This is a genomic window from Kitasatospora sp. NPDC043950, assembly GCF_056435345.1.
Genome location: NZ_JBWKER010000016.1, coordinates 120,499 through 137,520, shown reverse-complemented (window position 1 = coordinate 137,520; position 17,022 = coordinate 120,499). Strand labels below are relative to the sequence as shown.

Genomic DNA, 17,022 nt, shown 5'->3' with positions numbered 1-17,022 from the left:
TTCGGGGGGGGGGGCGAGGGGGGGGGGGGGGGGGGGGGAGGGGGGGGGGGGGGGGGGGGGGGGGGGGGGGGGGCCGCCCCCCCCCCCCCCCCCCCCCCCCCCCACCCGCCCCGTCCCTCCCACCCCCGTTCCCGGGATCCCGTCCGCTCCTGTGAGCCCGTCCGCTCGTGCGCGCCCGCTCGGTCCCGCTAGCCCTTCCGCGGCAGCAGCCGGACCAGGCCCACCAGCACCAGCTCCAGCGCCGCCAGCGCCGTCACGCTGCGGCCGAACGCGGCCGCCGGGTCGCCTCCGCCGTAGTAGAGCAGGCCGATCAGTGCGATGCCCAGCGCCCCGCCGACCTGCTGCACGGTGGCCAGCACCCCGGCGGCCGACCCGACCAGCTGGGGCTCGACCCCGGCCAGCACCACGGAGGTCACCGGGGCGATCACCAGGCCCATCCCCAGGCCGTCCACGAACAGCCCCGGCGTCAGCCACCACACGCTTCCGCCCGGCGCGCCGTACACCGCGAGGGCGAGCAGGCCCAGCCCGACGGCCATCAGCAGCCCGCCGACGGCGATCGTCCGGGCCCCGCCGAGCCGGGCGGCGACGCGGTGGGTGGCGTTGGAGGTGAGCAGGTAGCCGAGGCCGATCGCCGTGAACACCAGCCCGGCGCCGAGCGCGTCCAGGCCGCGGCCCAGCTGGAGGTACAGGGCGAGCACCAGGAAGAAGGACGCCTGGCCGAGCCAGAAGGCGAGCTGGGCGAGCAGACCGGCGCCGAAGGCCCTGGTCCGGAACAGCCGGGTGTCGACCAGCGGGGCGGCGGGGCCGGAGCCGCTGCCGGAGTCGGGGGCGGTGGCGGAGCCGGAGCCGGGGGCGGTGGCGCGGGTCCGGGTGCGGTGCTGATGCACCACGAAGCCGGCCAGCAGGGCGACCGCGCCGCCCAGGCAGAGCCAGGTCCACAGCGGCCAGCCCTGCGCGGGGCCCTGGATCAGCGGCAGCACCAGGGCGGTCAGCGCGGTGGTGACCAGCAGCACGCCCACCGGGTCCAGGCCCGGCCGTTGCGGGGCGCGCGACTCCGGCAGGCAGCGGCGGACCAGGGCCAGAGCGGCCAGGCCGATCGGCAGGTTGATCAGGAAGCAGCTGCGCCAGCCGAGGCCGAAGAGGTCCGCCCGGATCAGCAGCCCGCCGATCAACTGGCCGAACACCGCGCCGACGCCCATGGTCAGCCCGTACCGGGCGAAGGCCCGCGCCTGCGCCGCGCCGCTGAACGCCGTCCGCAGGATCGCCAGCACCTGCGGGCCCATCAGCGCCGCCGCCAGACCCTGCACCACCCGGGCGCCGACCAGCGCGGCGGCGGTGGGGGCGAGGCCGCAGCCCGCGGAGGCGAGGGTGAACAGGGCCAGGCCGAGCCCAAACACCCGGCGCCGGCCGTACCGGTCGCCGAGTCGGCCGGCGGTGACCAGGCCGGCCGCGAGGGCCAGGCTGAATCCGGCGATCACCCACTGGACGGCGGCCGGTCCGGCGCCCAGGTCGGCCTGGACGGACGGGACGGCGACATTGACGACGAAGAAGTCGAGGGCGGTCATGAAGGTGGCGGTCAGGACGACCGCCAGCAGGCCGCGCGGGGCGCCGGCCGCCGCCTCGGCCCCGGGCGCGGTGGTGCCTGCGGTGCCGGGCATATTGTCGGGCGCATCGCCGGGCGCGGTCGATGGGCGGGCGGTCAGGGCGGAGCTCATCTCGGCTTCTCCTCAGTGGGGTTGGGGGGAGTGGGTCGGGGGCGGTGGGGGTCGCCCCCGACCCGTCCGGCCTGCCGTCAGGCGCCCGGGACGCGGTCCAGGAAGCCGTACACCGAGCCGATCCGCCCGTCCGGCGAGGCCACCAGGACGTCGAAGCCGATCACCACCGGCTCGGCGCCGGCCGGCCCGAGGTTCCAGGTGAACCGGGCGATGTCGTGGTGCGCGTCCACCGGGCCGAGGGTGAACTCCAGCCCGGGGAACTGGGCCTGGGCCGCGCCGATCAGCGCGTCGATCGCGTCCCGGCCGGCGACGGCGGCCAGCGGGTCGGTGTACCGGCCGTCCACGGCCCACACCTCGTCGATCAGCTTGCGGCGGGCGCCCGGGTCGGTCTCGTTCCAGACCGCGAGGTAGCGCTCGGCGAGCTGCTGGAGGGCGGTGGTGGTGATCTCGGTCATGGTCTTCTCCCGTGTCCCGGTGGGTGGTTGAGCGGCTCGTTCCCGCTGCTCACCAAGGTAGGGACGGGCCGGCGCGGGCGAATCAGTCACGTATCGGCATGGGGGTACGTAGCGTCCGGCGGGGGGTACGTAGGTGTGCTCGGCGGGCCCGCCCGCACCTGCGGCCGGGAGGGCCTCGGTAGGGTCGGGGGCATGCTGTACGGGAGGGAACACGAACAGTCCGTCGTGGCGGGACTGTTGGACGCGGCACGCGAAGGCCGCAGCGGGGTGCTGCTGCTCCGGGGCGAGCCCGGGATCGGCAAGACCGCACTGCTGGACCACGCCGTCGGGCGGGCGGGCGAGGCGTTCCGGGTGATCCGGGCGGCGGGCGTCGAGTACGAGGCGGAACTGCCCTTCGCCGGGCTGAGCCTGCTGCTCGCGCCCGGCCTCGACCGGCTGCACGCCCTGCCCGGGCCGCAACGGCGCGCCCTGGAGGCGGCGTTTGGACTCTCCGAGGAAAGCGCCCCGGTCGACCGGCTGCTGGTCGGGCTCGCCACCCTCGGACTGCTCGCCGAACTCGCCACCGAACAGCCCCTGTTGTGCGTCCTCGACGACGCACAGTGGCTGGACGACGCCTCCCTCGACGCCCTGCTGCTGGCCGCCCGCCGGCTCCAGGCCGAAGGAGTCGCCCTGCTGCTCGCCGCCCGCACCGGCGGCGCCGCACCGGAACTCCCGACCACGGGCTTCCCCGAGCTCCGGCTGACCGGCCTGCCCGAGCCCGACGCCGCCCGGCTCCTGGACCACCGGGCCGGCCCCGGCCTGCCCGCCGCCGTCCGCGAGCGGCTGCTCGTCGAGGCGGCCGGCAACCCGCTCGCCCTCACCGAACTCCCCATCGCCACCGGGACGCAGGCGAACACCCACGGCTCGCCGCCGCCCGCGCCCGGCGGCCTGCCGCTCACCAGCCGGCTGCTGATCGCCTTCCACGGCCAGGTCACCGGCCTGCCCCCGGCCACCCAGACCCTCCTGCTGGTCGCCGCCGCCGAGGAGACCGGCGAACTCGACGTCGTCCTGCCCGCCGCGGCCGCCCTCGGCGTCCCCGCCGAACACCTCGGCCCCGCCGAGGAATCGGGCCTGGCGAGCGTCACCCCCGACCGCCGGATTGCCTTCCGCCACCCGCTCCTGCGGGCTGCCATCCTGCAACGCGCCCCGCACCACCAGCGGCTGGCGATTCACCAGGCCATCGCCGGAGCACTGCCGGACGGCGACCGCCGCACCTGGCACCAGGCCCACGCCGCCACCACCCCCGACGCCGCCCTCGCCGACGCGCTGGAACGCACCGCCGTCCGCGCCGAGGCCCGAGGCGCCCACGGCGGCGCCGCCGCCGCGTACGAGCGGGCCGCCCGGCTCACCCCGGACCGCGACGCCGCCACCCGCCGCCTCGTCCTGGCCGCCGAAGCCGCCACCGAAGAAGGGAAGTTGGTGCGGGCCGAGACGCTCGCCGACGAGGCCGGGGCCCGCACCGACAACCCCCTGGCACACGCCCTGCTCGACCAGGTCCGGGCCACCGCGCACTTCTGGCGCGGCTCCTACCCGACCGCCTACCGGCTGCTGCTCGACGCCGCCGGCACCGCCATCGAGGCGCCACACGCCGCCCGGATGCTGTTCCAGGCCTTCCACACCGCCTGGTACGCGGGCGAGGAACCGGTGATCGCCGTCCTCGACCGGCTGGCCGCGCTACCGCTCGCCGACGACGCCCCGCTCGCCCCGCTCGCCCGCCACCTGCCCGCCGCCGTACTCCCCGCCCTCGGCCGGCCCGCACCACAGCCGCCCGCCGCCCGCGACACCGCCGCGGCAGCCCGCAAGGCCGGCGCCGAAACCCCCGTCGACCTCGTCCAACTCTGCGGCGCCACCCTCATCCTCGGCCGCGACGACGAGACCGCCGAACTCGGCGGCGAACTCGTCACCGAAGCCCGCGCCAAGGGCACCATCGGTGTGATGCCCACCCTCCAGTTCTTCCTCGCCGAGGCCGAACTCTTCCACGGCCGCCACCGCGACGCCGAAGTCACCGCCACCGAAGCCCTCGCCCTCGCCCGCGACACCGGCCAGCACCAGTGGACCAGCCAACTCACCGCGCTCCTCGCCTACCTGGCCGCCCTCGACGGTGACACCGACCGCTGCACCCGGCTCACCGCCGAATCCCTCGCCACCACCGGCCCGCAGACCGCCGCCCCCGCCGCCGGCCGCCCCTGGGCCCACTGGGCACTCGCCCTGCTCGACCTCGGCCACGGCCGCGCCGGCGACGCCGCCGACCGCCTGCACACCCTCACCACCGGCCCCCACCGGCACCACGTCAGCGCCACCCGGGCCGTCCCCGACCTGGTCGAAGCCGCCGTCCGGTTCGGCACCCCCGAACGCTCCGCCGAACCCTACGAACGCTTCGCTCGCTGGAGCGCCGCCGCCGACCGCCCCTGGACCGAAGCGCTCCGGCTCCGTTGCCAGGCCCTGCTCGGCCCCGACGAATTCGCCGAATCCGCCTACCGCGCCGCCCTCGACCTCCACGAAGGCACCCACCGCCCCTTCGAGCAGGCCCGCACCGCCCTCCTCTACGGCGAATGGCTGCGCCGCTCCCGCCGCCGCACCGACGCCCGCCCCCACCTGCGCGCCGCCCTCGAAACCTTCGAACGCCTCGCCGCCCACCCCTGGGCCGCCCGCGCCCGCACCGAACTCACCGCCACCGGCACCCCGGCCCCCACCACCAGCCCCACCGGCACCCCCGACTCCCCCCTCACCCCCCAGGAACTCCAGATCGCCCGCCTGGCCGCCCAAGGCCTCACCAACCGCGAGATCGCCGCCCAACTCTTCCTCAGCCCCCGCACCGTCGCCCACCACCTCTACAAGGCCTACCCCAAACTCCACATCACCTCCCGCACCGACCTCCCCACCACCCTCTGACACCCCACCCACACCAAAGGGCCCTCCCGAACACCTCCGGCAGGGCCCTGCTCTCCACTCGTCGGTTCGCTACTCCTTGGCCCCGATGCCACCTTCGTCGCCGAGGCCCCCGTCCTGGGCATGCTTCCATCCCTGGGAGTGGTGCTCTCGGTGATACGCCAGGTGCGACTGGTCGATCCGATGGCCATCAGCCTCGCGCAGCCTCCCAAGGCCGGCACCTGTGGCGCGGTCGGTAATCGTCAGGTCATCCGCGATGGACAGCATGCCGAAGTCGAACAGCGTGTGGTGGTTGGGGCACAGACACAGCACGTTGCCCGCGAGATCAGGCCCGTTGTGCGGCTGCCCCAGGGCCCGGATGTGAGCAGCCTCTGCGTAGGCACTCGTGGGCGTGGCAAGTCGGGTGCCGCACACCTGGCAGGTGAAGTCATGGACGCGCTTCACGAAGTTCGCCACCTTGGTACTGCGGACGATCCGCTGAATCGTCGCTTCCAATCGCGTCGGCGTCTCCCTGCCGACCGGCTCCTGAAGCGTGGGACCCTCGCTCACGGTTTCCTCAGAAGCGATCTTTGCGAGCCGGTAGCGCCAGATCGCGAAGCTGGACTGACCGGTCTCGCGCCAGAAGTCTTCGACACGAAAGAGCCCGTCGTAGCGGTAGCCAGTGGTGGGTGAGTGCTGAGGATCGCCTTGTGAGCCGCGTACGACTCGCACCGGGATGCCAGTAGCCATGCTGGTCGCCAGCGCAGCGTTTCCGCGGGTGAGCGTCTGGTCGCCCACCTGCTGGCCTGTGTCGGCATCACGGCCCCCTTGTCCGGTGTAGACGATGACGTTGCCGTGGTCCAGGTCGTCCTCATAGCCGCCAGACACGACAATCGACTCCGCACCGAGCTTCTTGGTGCCACAGATGCCTGCCTGCAGCGGCCGGTGCACGCCTGCCTCGCTCAGAGCCCGCCGATTCACGAAGACGCGTCCGGCCGCTATCCCCGGTATCGACCCGAAGCCGTCAAAGCCGGTGGGGACAGTGAGAAGGGTGTTTATCCGCAAAGCTGTCGGTCCTCTCAGCGCTAAAGAAACGGTTCACCAAGGCGTCGACGGTCTGCTGCTGACCTGGCTGGCCGGAGACTCGTCGACGCGCAAGACAGTCACTGTCGCGCAGCGGGCGTTTACCCGACTCGTCTCCGACATCGGGTCCTCGATCGATCCGCCAAGCGATCTATATTCGCGCAACGCGTGCAGGCTCGCTACGGTTCCACCGCCTGAAGCCCGGTCAGCCCTGGGCCGAGGGGCCAGCGGTCTGAGGGCTTTCTCCGGAAAGTCTCCGGGGGCCCTGGGGAAAGCAGTCAGGGCCGGTGTCCCTTGCGGGACACCGGCCCTGAGCTGGTGTTACTGGGTCGGGGTGGCGGGATTTGAACCCACGGCCTCTTCGTCCCGAACGAAGCGCGCTACCAAGCTGCGCCACACCCCGGTCCTGCGGTTTGTTGCTCCGTCTCCTTCGCAACGAGTAGAACTCTACCGGACGCTCGCCGAGACACGAAATCCGGTTCTTGGCGGGCGTCCGGTGCAGGTCAGCGGGGGGCCGGGGTGAGGGTGAGGAGGGTGGCCTCGGGGGGGCAGGCGAAGCGGACGGGGGTGTAGCGGTTGGTGCCGCAGCCGGCGGAGACGTGGAGGTAGGAGCGGCGGCCGCCGGCCTGGTGGGTGGAGAGGCCCTTGACCCGTCGGGCGTCGAGGTCGCAGTTGGTGACCAGGGCGCCGTAGAAGGGGATGCAGAGCTGGCCGCCGTGGGTGTGGCCGGCCAGGATCAGCGGGTAGCGGTCGGCGGTGAAGGCGTCGAGGACGCGCAGGTAGGGGGCGTGGACGACGGCGAGGGAGAGGTCGGCGTCGGGGGAGGGGCCGCCGGCGACCTCGCTGTAGCGGTCGCGGCGGATGTGCGGGTCGTCGAGGCCGGTGAATTCGAGGTCGAGGCCGCCGATGGTGAGTCGGCCGCGGGTGTTGGTGAGGTCGAGCCAGCCGGCCGCGTCGAAGCCGTCGCGGAGCTTCTCCCACGGGTTGTGGACGGCGCCGGTGACGCCGCGGCGGCCGGTGCCGTCGGCGTTGTTGAGGCCGTGGGCGCCGCTGCGCATCGCCTGGAGGTAGCGGGCCGGGTTCTTGCGGGCCGGGCCGTAGTAGTCGTTGGAGCCGAAGACGTAGACGCCGGGGAAGTCCATGAGGGGCCCGAGCGCGTCCAGGGCGGCGGGGACCCCGAGGGGGTCGGAGAGGTTGTCGCCGGTGTTGACGACGAGGTCGGGGCGCAGGCCGGCGAGGCTCTGCAGCCAGCGCTGCTTCTTGCCCTGCCCGCTCACCATGTGGATGTCGGAGACCTGCAGTACCCGGATGGGCCGGGCGCCGTGGGGCAGGACGGGGACCTCGACCCGGCGGAGCCGGAAGGAACGGACCTCGTACCCGACGGAGTAGGCGAGGCAGGCGGCGCCGGCGGCGGCGAAGCCGAGGGGAACGGAGTACAGCGGTCGCATCGCTCCATGCTCTCAGACGGTGGATCAGCCGGTGAACGTCCGGTGGCCGTGCGCGGATACGGGGCCGCAGGCGGGTCCGCTACGTGCCAGCGGGCCCGTTGCCTGCCGCTGGGCCGGTTAATGGCAAGCGACCGAACGTCGCAGGTGGGAGACTCGGGGCCATGACGACGCTCAAGGCGAAGCTGCACGAGGACCTCACGGCCGCGATCAGGGACCGGGACGAGCTGCGCTCGTCCACCATCCGGCTCACGCTGGCCGCCGTCACCAGCGAGGAGGTGGCGGGTAAGGCGAAGCGCGAGCTGTCCGATGACGAGGTGCTGAAGGTGATCGGCCGCGAGGCGAAGAAGCGCCGGGAGGCGGCGGAGGCGTTCGACACCGCCGGCCGGGTGGAGCAGGCGGCCCGGGAGCGCGAGGAGGGCGAGGTGCTGGCGGGGTACCTGCCCAAGCAGCTCTCCGACGAGGAGCTGACCGCGATCGTGGCGGACGCCGTCGCCGAGAGCGGGGCGGCCGGTCCGCAGGCGATGGGCGCCGTGATGAAGCTGGTGAAGCCGAAGGTGGACGGCCTGGCGGAGGGCGGCCGGGTGGCCGCCGCGGTGAGGGCGGCGCTGACGGGCTGAGCCCCGCCGCCAGGCCCGAAGGGCGCCAGCCGGCCAGGGCCCGGATGGCACCGTCCGCCGAGCCCGAAGGGGCGCCCTCCGAGAGTGATCTCGGAGGGCGCCCCTTCGTCGTGTCGTGCCCGGGTCGGGGGCCGGTCAGCCGTTGTTGCCGCCGTGCTTGCCGCCGTTGCCGTTTCCACCGTTGCCGCCGTTGTTCCCGCCGATGACGCCCGGCGGGAAGGTGAACCCGCCGCCGATCATCCCGCCGGCGTTGTTGCTGCCGCCGCCAGGGTTGCCCCCGCCCGGGTTGCCGCCGCCGGGGTTCCCGCCCGGGTTGCCACCGGGGTTGCCGCCCGGGTTCCCGCCCTGGGGCGGCGGGTTGCCGCCGGGCTGCTGCTGGGCGGGGTCGGCCGGCGGCGTGGCCCCGCCGGTCTGGTTGGCGTTGGGGTCGGTCTTGGGCGCCGGGTCCGGGATGTTGATGGTCTGGATCTGCTCCGGGGACGAGCCCTTGAGGGCCTGGTTCATCGCGAGCTGCCAGATCGGACCGGGGCCGTCGGCGCCGAACACCTCGTCGAAGTGCTTGCCGCCGATGTTGATGTTCTTCATCTTGACGCCGCCGGCCGGGCCGCCGAGCCAGACGGAGGTGGCCAGCGACGGGGTGTAGCCGCTGAACCAGGCGGCCTTCTTCTCGTCGGTGGTACCGGTCTTGCCGGCGATCTGCCGGCCGTCGTCGAGCTTGAGCGCGGCCGCGGTGCCCTTCTCGGTCACGTTGAGCAGGACGGTGTTGAGGGCGTCCGCGGTCTGCTCGGAGAAGGCCTGGCTGCAGGTGGTCTGCGGGACCTTGACGTCCTTGCCGTCGACCGTGCTGATCTTGTTGATCGCGATCGGGGTGCAGTACTTGCCGCGGGCCGCGAAGGTCGCGTAGACGTTCGACATGGTCAGCGGGCTGAGCTCCAGGGTGCCGAGGACCATCGAGGGGACCTCCTGGAAGGCGTCGCCCTTGGCGGACTGGGTGATGCCCAGCTTGTTGGCCATCTGCTTCATCGCGCAGAGGCCGACCTGCTGTTCCATCTGCACGAAGTAGGTGTTGACCGAGAGGGCCATGGCCTGCTTGAGCTCGTACGGGCCGACCTCGCCGGCCGACTCGTTCTTCACCGTGGCCTTGGGCTTGTCGGTGTTCCTCCAGGTGCCCGTGCAGGTGGTCATCTGCGGGTAGTCGATCTTGTTCTCGGAGGGGAACGGCTGGGTGGGCGACAGGCCCGACTCCAGGGCCGCCGCGGCGAGGATCGGCTTGAACGTCGAACCGGTCTGGAAGCCGTTGCCGCCGCCCATCGCGGAGTCGACGTTGAGGTTGACGACGGTCTGGTTCTTGTTCGGGTCCAGGCCGTACGGGCGGGTCTGGGCCATGGCCAGGATCTTGCCGGTGCCGGGCTCCATCATGGTCGCGGCGGCCGAGACCGTGTCCGTCACGTTGACCTTCTTGGTGACGGCGTTCTGGGCGGCGGCCTGCTTGTCCGGGTCCAGCGTGGTGTAGATGTTGAGGCCGCCGGTGTCCCACAGCTTCTTGCGGTCGGCGGCGCTCTTGCCGAACGCCGGGTCCTGCTTGACCACGTGGCGCACGTAGTCGCAGAAGAAGCCCATGCCGGCCTGGGCGGTGATGCAGCCGTTCTGCGGGTCCTTGAACTTCAGGCCCAGCGGGGCGGCCTTGGCCTCCTTGGCCTGGTCCGCGGTGATGTGCTTGTTCTCGAGCATCTTGTCGATCACGACGTTGCGGCGCTTGACCGTGTTGTCGGGGTAGCGCACCGGGTCGTAGGACGACGGGTTCTGCACCATGCCGGCCAGGGTGGCGGCCTCGGCGACGGTCAGGTCCTTGTTGCTCTTGCTGAAGTAGCGCTGGGAGGCGGCTTCGATGCCGTAGGCCTGGTGGCCGTAGAAGGTGATGTTGAGGTAGTTGGTGAGGATCTGGTCCTTCGACAGGTCCTCTTCCAGCTTGATCGCGACCTTGAGCTCCTGGATCTTGCGACCCAGGGTCTTGCGCTGCGCCTCCAGCACCGCGGCCTGGTCGTCGCCGGCCTTCTCGACGTTGACGTTCTTCACGTACTGCTGGGTCAGCGTCGAGGCGCCCTGCGAGGTGGTGCCGCTCTCGGCGTTCTTGCCGATGGCGCGGAGCACGCCCTTGAGGTCGACGGCGCCGTGCTCGTAGAAGCGGGCGTCCTCGATGTCGACCTGGGCGTGCCGCATGAACGGTGACATCTGGTCGGCGGTGAGGACGGTGCGGTCGCGCTCGTACACCTTGGCGATCAGGCCGCCCTTGGCGTCGAAGATCTGCGTCGCCTGGGTGAGCGGCGGGGTCTTGAAGTCGTCGGAGATGTTGGAGAAGCTCTCCGCCGTGTCCTTGGCGGTCAGCCCGATGGCGCCGACGGCGGGCAGGGCGAGGCCTGCCAGCAGGACTCCGGAGAGCACGCTGACGCCCAGGAACTTCACTCCGTGTCCCGCGATGTCGAGCGGCGACTCGCGGCGCTTATCGCGCGGAGCTCCGGTGTTGCCTGGGGGCTGGGATGCCTGGGGGCGCTTCGGTGCCATGAGGAGAACCCTACGTCGCGGAATCCCGCCCACAGGGGCAGGTGTTCCCCTACGCTTGTCACAAGCTTGCGACAGCTTCGGTGCGTCAACACCATTCACTCTTGTGAGTGCAGAGACTTGCCCGAATTGCCCGATATTAGAGGGTTTTTGAGGCAGCTGTGGCCTGCTGTACCCGTGTGAACGGTAGCGCTCCGTGATGACACGCGTGGCGAGAGTTGCCGCGCCGCGATTGACAAGGCTTGCGACCTGCGATCACTCCAACGAGTGAGCTGACCGGTACCCATAGTCCAATCGGGTCATTCGAGATTGAGCCCGGAGGGGCTGTTGCTCGCTGTCGTTCTTCCGTAACGTCCTCAACTGGCAACGGTGAATATGCCGTTGCCGCCGTGGGGGAGCCTCGATACGGGAGAGGACGGCGCCGGGATGGGCTGGGTTGACGACTGGAGTGCGCAGGCCGCCTGCCGCACGAGTGATCCGGACGAGTTGTTCGTCCAGGGGGCGGCGCAGAATCGCGCCAAGGCGGTGTGCAGCGGTTGCCCCGTCCGCACGGAGTGCCTGGCGGACGCACTGGACAACCGGGTCGAGTTCGGGGTCTGGGGCGGGATGACGGAGCGCGAGCGCCGGGCGCTGCTGCGCCGCCGCCCGACGGTCATCTCGTGGCGGAGACTGCTGGAGACGGCCCGCACCGAGTACGAGGAGTCGCTCGCGACCGGCGTGATACTGACGGACTACGCCCAGGCGGGCTGAGCACACCGGCGCGGTGCGGACCCGCGCCGTGGCAGACCGGTGCCGGGGGGCCATCGGGCTGAGGACATCGGTGCCCAGCGCACCCGTGTCCGGCGCACCCGCGCCGAGGACGTTCGCGCCGAGGACGTTCGGGCTGAGGACATCCGTGCCGACGACGTTCGCGCCGGGCGCACCGGTGTTGGGCGCCCGGGTCGGGCCGGTGCCTACGCGGTGCCGCTGAGCCGGTCCCCGATGGCGCGCAGCCCGTCCAGGTCGTGCACGTCGCCCGGCAGCGCGGCGACCTCCACGATCGGCACGTCCGGGTACACGGAGACGAAGCGGTCGCGGGTTCGGCGCTCCCGCCCCATGATCTGCATCCGTTCGGCGTGCAGCCTCAGCAGCCCGGCCGCGAGCAGTTCGGCCTCGGGCGAGGCGTGCTCCGAGCCGTTCTCCTCCAGCGCCTCGGCGGCCGCCAGCGCCCGTTCCGCGGTGAGCTGCGGCGCGCCCGAGCCGTGCACCCGGTTGAGCACCAGACCGGCCAGCGGCATCCGGTCCGCGGCGAGCCGGTCGACGAAGTACGCCGCCTCGCGCAGCGCGTCCCGCTCCGGCGCGGCCACCACCAGGAACGCCGTGCCCGGCGCCTTGAGCAGCTGGTACGTGCGGTCGGCGCGCTCGCGGAAGCCGCCGAACATCGAGTCCATCGCGCTGACGAAGGTCTGTACGTCGGTGAGCAGCTGGGCGCCGAAGATCTTGCCCAGGGTGCCGGTGATCAGGCCCATGCCGGCGTTGAGGAACCTCATCGCACTGCGGCCGCCGACCTTGGCCGGGGCGGTCAGGATCCGGATCACCCGGCCGTCGAGGAAGGAGCCGAGCCGGTTGGGCGCGTCCAGGAAGTCCAGTGCGGAGCGGGACGGCGGGGTGTCGACGACGATCAGGTCCCATTCCTCGGCATCGCGCAGCTGCCCGAGCTTCTCCATCGCCATGTACTCCTGCGTGCCCGCGAAGCCGGCCGACAGGGACTGGTAGAACGGGTTCTCCATGATCGCCTTGGCCCGTTCGGGCTCGGCGTGGGCGAGCACGACCTCGTCGAAGGTCCGCTTCATGTCGAGCATCATGGCCTGCAGCTCGCCGTTGCCGGTGACCCCCTTGACGACCCGGGGGGTGTTGTCCAGCTCGGTCAGGCCCATCGACTGGGCGAGCCGGCGGGCCGGGTCGATGGTCAGAACGACGACCTTGCGGCCGCGTTCGGCGGCCCGCAGGCCGATCGCCGCGGCGGTGGTGGTCTTGCCGACGCCGCCGGAGCCGCAGCAGACGATGATCCTGGTCCTCGGGTCGTCGATCAGCCCGTCGACGGCGAGCCGGCTGCCGGCGGCCCGGACACCGCTGCCGCCGTCGCCGACCCCACCGCTGCTACCGCCGCCGTGGGCCCGGCCGGCCCCGCCGTTCCCGCTGGTTACGTTGGTTCCGTTGGTGGTCACGCCGCCCCCTGCCGCTTCAGTTGGCCCGCCAGCCGGTACAGCCCGCCGAGGTCCACGCCCTCGCCCAGCAGCGGCAGTTCGTACGTGGGGAGCCGCAGCTGCTGGAGGTCGGCGCGCTGCTCGCGCTCCAGCTCGACCCGCTCGGCGTGCTCCCTGGCCTGCTCCAGCAGCGGGTCGAGCAGCGGCTCCACCGCCGCCCGGACCGTCTCCGGCTTGCGCGAGCGCCCGCCGAGCCCGGCCTCGCCGAGGGCCAGGGCGACCTCCTCGCGGTGGTTCCCGTCCACCGCGGCCACCGCCGCGGCGTCCAGCACCGGCGGCCGGACCATGTTGACCATCACCCCGCCCACCGGGAGCCTGGCCTCGCGCAGCTCGGCGAAGCCGTCGACCGTCTCCTGCACCGGCATCTCCTCCAGCAGGGTGACCAGGTGCACCGCGGTCTCCGGCGACTTCAGCACCCGCATCACGGCCTGTGCCTGGGTGTGTATCGGCCCGATCCGGGCCAGCCCGGCGACCTCGGCGTTCACGTTCAGGAACCGGGTGAGCCGCCCGGTCGGCGGCGCGTCCATCACGACCGCGTCGTAGCGGCGGCGGCCGTCCGGGCCCTTGCGCCGGGCCGCCTCGCAGGCCTTGCCGGTGAGCAGGACGTCCCGGACGCCGGGCGCGATGGTGGTCGCGAAGTCGACGAAGCCGACCTTCTGCAGCGCCTTGCCGGCCCGGCCGAGCTTGTAGAACATCTCCAGGTACTCGAGCAGCGCCTGCTCGGGGTCGATGGCCAGCGCGAGCACCTCGCCGCCGCCTCCGCCGCCCCCGTCGTCGGGGGGCAGGCCCAGCTGGGCGCGGGAGACCGCGGCGATCCGGCGCTCCTCGTACGGGAGGGCGGCGATGCCGAACAGCTCGGCGATGCCCTGGCGCCCCTCGACCTCGATCAGCAGCACCCGGCCGCCGTCGGCGGCGAGCGCCAGCGCCAGCGCGGCGGCCAGCGTGGTCTTCCCGGTGCCGCCCTTGCCGCTGACCACGTGCAGCCGGACGCCCTCCCAGTCGGGGTCGCGCCGGGCCGCCTGGCCGGGGGTGCGTGCCACGCTCCGTCTCCGTCCGTCTCGTGGGCCGGGGCCGCTCCGTCGGCCGGCCCGAACTACCGGTGCCCTCTCGCGAGGGTAACCAGGGAGCGCGCCGGATGCCCGGAGCACCAGGGGGGCCGGGCCTGAATCATGCCCCCTTTGTGGGCCACCTCACACGCCGGTCCGTGGGCGGCGCCGATCGCCGTGGCCGCTCGTCTAGAGTCTGGCCATGACCAAGTGGGAATACATGACGGCGCCTCTGCTCGTACACGCCACCAAGCAGATCCTGGACAACTTCGGCGAGGACGGCTGGGAGCTCGTCCAGGTCGTGCCGGGCCCGAACCCGGAGCAGCTGGTGGCCTACTTCAAGCGGGAGAAGAACGCATGAGCAAGGTCGAGGCCAAGCTCGCCGACCTGGGTCTGACCCTGCCGCCGGTGGCCGCTCCGGTCGCCGCGTACGTGCCGGCCCTGCGCTCGGGCGAGTTCGTGTTCACCTCCGGCCAGCTGCCGGTCGTCGGCGGCAAGCTGCCGAGCACCGGCAAGGTCGGCGCCGAGGTCTCCCCGGAGGAGGCCAAGGAGCTCGCGCAGACCTGCGCGCTGAACGCGCTGGCCGCGATCAAGTCGGTGATCGGTGACCTGGACCAGATCGAGCGGGTCGTGAAGGTGGTCGGCTTCGTCGCCTCCGCCCCCGACTTCACCGGTCAGCCGGGCGTGATCAACGGTGCCAGCGAGCTGCTGGGCAAGGTGCTGGGCGAGGCCGGGGTGCACGCCCGCAGTGCGGTCGGCGTCGCGGTGCTGCCGCTGGACGCCCCGGTCGAGGTCGAGCTCCAGGTGCGCGTCAAGAGCAGCTGAGCGTGATCGCGAAAGGCGGGGTTGGGCCTGTCCAACCCCGCCTTCGTGCGCTTAGCATCCGGGCATGGACCATCGAGCGACGACGCTCCCGATGCCGCCCGGTTGGCCCGCCCGGATCCGGGCGGTCGACTCCGGCGTGCTGACCCCGCCGGTGCCCAGGCTGGCCGCGACGGTCGTGCTGCTGCGCGACGCGGCCGCCGGGCCGCAGGCGTACCTGCTGCGCCGGCGCACCTCGATGGCCTTCGCGGCCGGCATGTACGCCTACCCGGGCGGCGGGGTGGATCCGCGCGACGCCGAGGTGGAGACGGGCTGGGCCGGACCGGCGCCCGAGGAGTGGGCGCGACGGCTCGGGGTGGACGCCCGGACGGCACGGGCGGTGGTCTGCGCGGCCGTCCGCGAGACCTTCGAGGAAGCCGGCGTCCTGCTGGCCGGCCCGGACGCGGACAGCGTCGCCGCGCCGCGCGACTGGAGCGCCGAGCGGGCGGCGCTGGAGGCGCACGAGCTGTCCTTCGCCGAGTTCCTCCGCGACCACGCTCTGGTGCTGCGCAGCGACCTGCTGGGCGGCTGGGCCCGCTGGGTCACCCCGGAGTTCGAGGAGCGCCGCTACGACACGTGGTTCTTCGTCGCGGTGCTGCCGGCCGGGCAGAGCGCGGCCCTGGAGGTCGGCGAGGCCGACCGGGTGGCCTGGCTGACGCCCGCCGAGGCCGTTCTCGGCTACCGGGAGGGCCGGTTCGGGATGCTGCCGCCGACCGTGACGGTGCTGCGCGAGCTGGCGCCGGTGCGCACCGCCGCGGAGGCGCTGACCGCGGCCTCCGGGCGGTCGCTGGAGCCGGTGCTGGGCCGGGCCGAGGTCCGGGGCGACCGGATGACGGTCCGCTGGCCCGGGTACGACGAACTGACCATCGACGGGGACTTCCCCGAGGACGCCTGACCGACCGGCGCCGCCCTCGTCGGCACTGTCGCCCGACGACGCCGACGACGCCGACGACGCCGCCGAACAGACTCGAAACAGAGAGGACCGACGCCCGATGACCCACAACGCCGTGGCTCGCCGGACGGCACCCGAGCTGCCCGCCCGCCGCCTGATCCCCCGTACCCCGGCCTGCGAGAGTCCGGTCCCGTTCGTCGAGGCCCAGCGGCCGCTCGTCCGGGTCCTGCCGCTCAGGGCCCTGCACCGGCCCGGCGGGGACAACCGGTGAGCGGGCTCCTGCCGGGCGACCCGGCCGCCACCATCGACGGCGAGGCCACGGCCCGGGCGCTGTGCGTGCTGGCGCCCAACCCGTCGCCGATGACGCTGGACGGCACCAACACCTGGCTGCTCTCCGAGCCCGGCTCGGACCTCGCCGTGGTGGTCGACCCCGGCCCGCTGCACGAGGGCCACCTGCGCCGGGTGGTCGACCTCGCGGAACAGCAGGGCAAACGCGTCGCGCTGACCCTGCTCACCCACGGCCACGCCGACCACTCCGAGGGCGCGGCCCGCTTCGCCGAACTCACCGGCACCGAGGTGCGCGCGCTGGACCCGGCGCACCGGCTGGGCTCCGAGGGCCTGGTCAACGGCCAGCGGCTGGACGTCGGCGGCCTCGACCTGCGGGTGGTCGCCACCCCCGGCCACACCTCGGACTCGCTGACCTTCCACCTGCCCGCCGACGCCGCGATCCTCACCGGCGACACCGTCCTCGGCCGTGGCACCACGATGGTCGCCCACCCCGACGGTCGGCTCGGCGACTACCTGGACTCGCTGCGCCACCTGCACACGATGGCCTCCGCGCACGGTGTGCGGACGGTGCTGCCCGGCCACGGTCCGGCGCTCGCGGACGCGCTCGGCGCCGTCGACTACTACCTCGCCCACCGGGCCAACCGGCTCGCCCAGGTGGAGACCGCGGTCGAGGCCGGCTGCCGGACCGCGGACGAGGTGGTGGCCCGGGTCTACGCCGACGTCGACCGGGCGCTCTGGCCGGCCGCCGAGCTCTCGGTCCGGGCACAGCTGGAGTACCTGGAGGAGCACGGGCTGATCCCGGGCCTCGACTGATCCCGTCGCGCGCGGGGCGGGCAACGGAACGCCGAAGGGGAATGCCGAAGGGGAACGCCGAAGGGCCCGTCCGAGCGGACGGGCCCTTCGGC

General features: G+C 73.0%; 15 protein-coding genes and 1 tRNA gene. 8 read left to right on the top strand and 8 right to left on the bottom strand.

Annotation, left to right across the window (positions count from 1 at the left end; all coding sequences use genetic code 11):
- Window positions 1-188 precede the first annotated feature (188 nt).
- Both AC07BF_RS13825 and AC07BF_RS13820 read right to left on the bottom strand, forming a co-directional pair.
- The gene (locus AC07BF_RS13825; protein ID WP_478333398.1) at window positions 189-1,715 is read right to left on the bottom strand and encodes an MFS transporter; all 1,527 of its coding nucleotides are present in this window, start codon (window positions 1,713-1,715) and stop codon (window positions 189-191) included.
- Between the two features lie 77 nt (window positions 1,716-1,792).
- On the bottom strand, window positions 1,793-2,170 hold the full coding sequence (locus AC07BF_RS13820; protein ID WP_363627818.1) for a nuclear transport factor 2 family protein: 378 nt from the start codon (window positions 2,168-2,170) through the stop codon (window positions 1,793-1,795).
- Window positions 2,171-2,362: 192 nt separating this feature from the next.
- Between AC07BF_RS13820 and AC07BF_RS13815 the strand changes: the two genes are divergently transcribed.
- Window positions 2,363-5,101 (top strand): AAA family ATPase, encoded by a 2,739-nt coding sequence (locus AC07BF_RS13815; RefSeq protein ID WP_478333397.1) that lies wholly within the window; start codon window positions 2,363-2,365, stop codon window positions 5,099-5,101.
- A 69-nt stretch (window positions 5,102-5,170) separates the two neighbouring features.
- Here the strand turns inward: AC07BF_RS13815 and AC07BF_RS13810 are convergent, their stop codons facing one another.
- The 3 genes from AC07BF_RS13810 to AC07BF_RS13800 form a co-directional block, all read right to left on the bottom strand.
- Window positions 5,171-6,142, bottom strand: coding sequence for a YDG/SRA domain-containing protein (locus AC07BF_RS13810; protein WP_478317306.1), 972 nt, complete (start codon window positions 6,140-6,142; stop codon window positions 5,171-5,173).
- A gap of 347 nt (window positions 6,143-6,489) precedes the next feature.
- Window positions 6,490-6,563 (bottom strand) — tRNA-Pro (locus AC07BF_RS13805).
- Between the two features lie 100 nt (window positions 6,564-6,663).
- On the bottom strand, window positions 6,664-7,608 hold the full coding sequence (locus tag AC07BF_RS13800; protein WP_400327059.1) for a metallophosphoesterase: 945 nt from the start codon (window positions 7,606-7,608) through the stop codon (window positions 6,664-6,666).
- 161 nt (window positions 7,609-7,769) lie between these two features.
- Here AC07BF_RS13800 and AC07BF_RS13795 point away from each other — a divergent pair, with 161 nt between their 5' ends.
- On the top strand, window positions 7,770-8,225 hold the full coding sequence (locus AC07BF_RS13795) for a GatB/YqeY domain-containing protein (RefSeq protein ID WP_363627816.1): 456 nt from the start codon (window positions 7,770-7,772) through the stop codon (window positions 8,223-8,225).
- 135 nt (window positions 8,226-8,360) lie between these two features.
- Here the strand turns inward: AC07BF_RS13795 and AC07BF_RS13790 are convergent, their stop codons facing one another.
- Entirely contained in the window at window positions 8,361-10,688 is a 2,328-nt protein-coding gene (locus tag AC07BF_RS13790; protein WP_478333396.1) for a transglycosylase domain-containing protein, read from the bottom strand.
- Window positions 10,689-11,210: 522 nt separating this feature from the next.
- Between AC07BF_RS13790 and AC07BF_RS13785 the strand changes: the two genes are divergently transcribed.
- Window positions 11,211-11,534, top strand: a complete 324-nt coding sequence (locus AC07BF_RS13785) for a WhiB family transcriptional regulator (RefSeq protein ID WP_030240986.1) — start codon at window positions 11,211-11,213, stop codon at window positions 11,532-11,534.
- A 203-nt stretch (window positions 11,535-11,737) separates the two neighbouring features.
- Here AC07BF_RS13785 and bagB read toward each other — a convergent pair whose 3' ends face one another.
- Together bagB and bagA are read right to left on the bottom strand one after the other, a co-directional pair.
- A complete protein-coding gene (gene bagB, locus AC07BF_RS13780) occupies window positions 11,738-12,856 on the bottom strand; it encodes an ATPase BagB (protein WP_363579928.1) in 1,119 nt (372 codons plus the stop codon).
- A 131-nt stretch (window positions 12,857-12,987) separates the two neighbouring features.
- Window positions 12,988-14,070, bottom strand: coding sequence for an ATPase BagA (gene bagA, locus AC07BF_RS13775; protein WP_363627815.1), 1,083 nt, complete (start codon window positions 14,068-14,070; stop codon window positions 12,988-12,990).
- 208 nt (window positions 14,071-14,278) lie between these two features.
- Between bagA and AC07BF_RS13770 the strand changes: the two genes are divergently transcribed.
- The 5 genes from AC07BF_RS13770 (at window position 14,279) to AC07BF_RS13750 (ending at window position 16,930) form a co-directional block, all read left to right on the top strand.
- The gene (locus AC07BF_RS13770) at window positions 14,279-14,437 is read left to right on the top strand and encodes a Sp36 family protein (RefSeq protein ID WP_094743074.1); all 159 of its coding nucleotides are present in this window, start codon (window positions 14,279-14,281) and stop codon (window positions 14,435-14,437) included.
- The gene (locus AC07BF_RS13765) at window positions 14,434-14,901 is read left to right on the top strand and encodes a RidA family protein (protein WP_350881963.1); all 468 of its coding nucleotides are present in this window, start codon (window positions 14,434-14,436) and stop codon (window positions 14,899-14,901) included. Before AC07BF_RS13770 ends, AC07BF_RS13765 begins: the two co-directional genes overlap by 4 nt.
- Window positions 14,902-14,965: 64 nt before the next feature.
- Entirely contained in the window at window positions 14,966-15,832 is an 867-nt protein-coding gene (locus AC07BF_RS13760) for an NUDIX hydrolase (protein WP_363579693.1), read from the top strand.
- Window positions 15,833-15,929: 97 nt separating this feature from the next.
- Window positions 15,930-16,100, top strand: a complete 171-nt coding sequence (locus AC07BF_RS13755; protein ID WP_363579692.1) for a hypothetical protein — start codon at window positions 15,930-15,932, stop codon at window positions 16,098-16,100.
- On the top strand, window positions 16,097-16,930 hold the full coding sequence (locus tag AC07BF_RS13750) for an MBL fold metallo-hydrolase (protein WP_363579691.1): 834 nt from the start codon (window positions 16,097-16,099) through the stop codon (window positions 16,928-16,930). Before AC07BF_RS13755 ends, AC07BF_RS13750 begins: the two co-directional genes overlap by 4 nt.
- Window positions 16,931-17,022 lie beyond the last annotated feature (92 nt).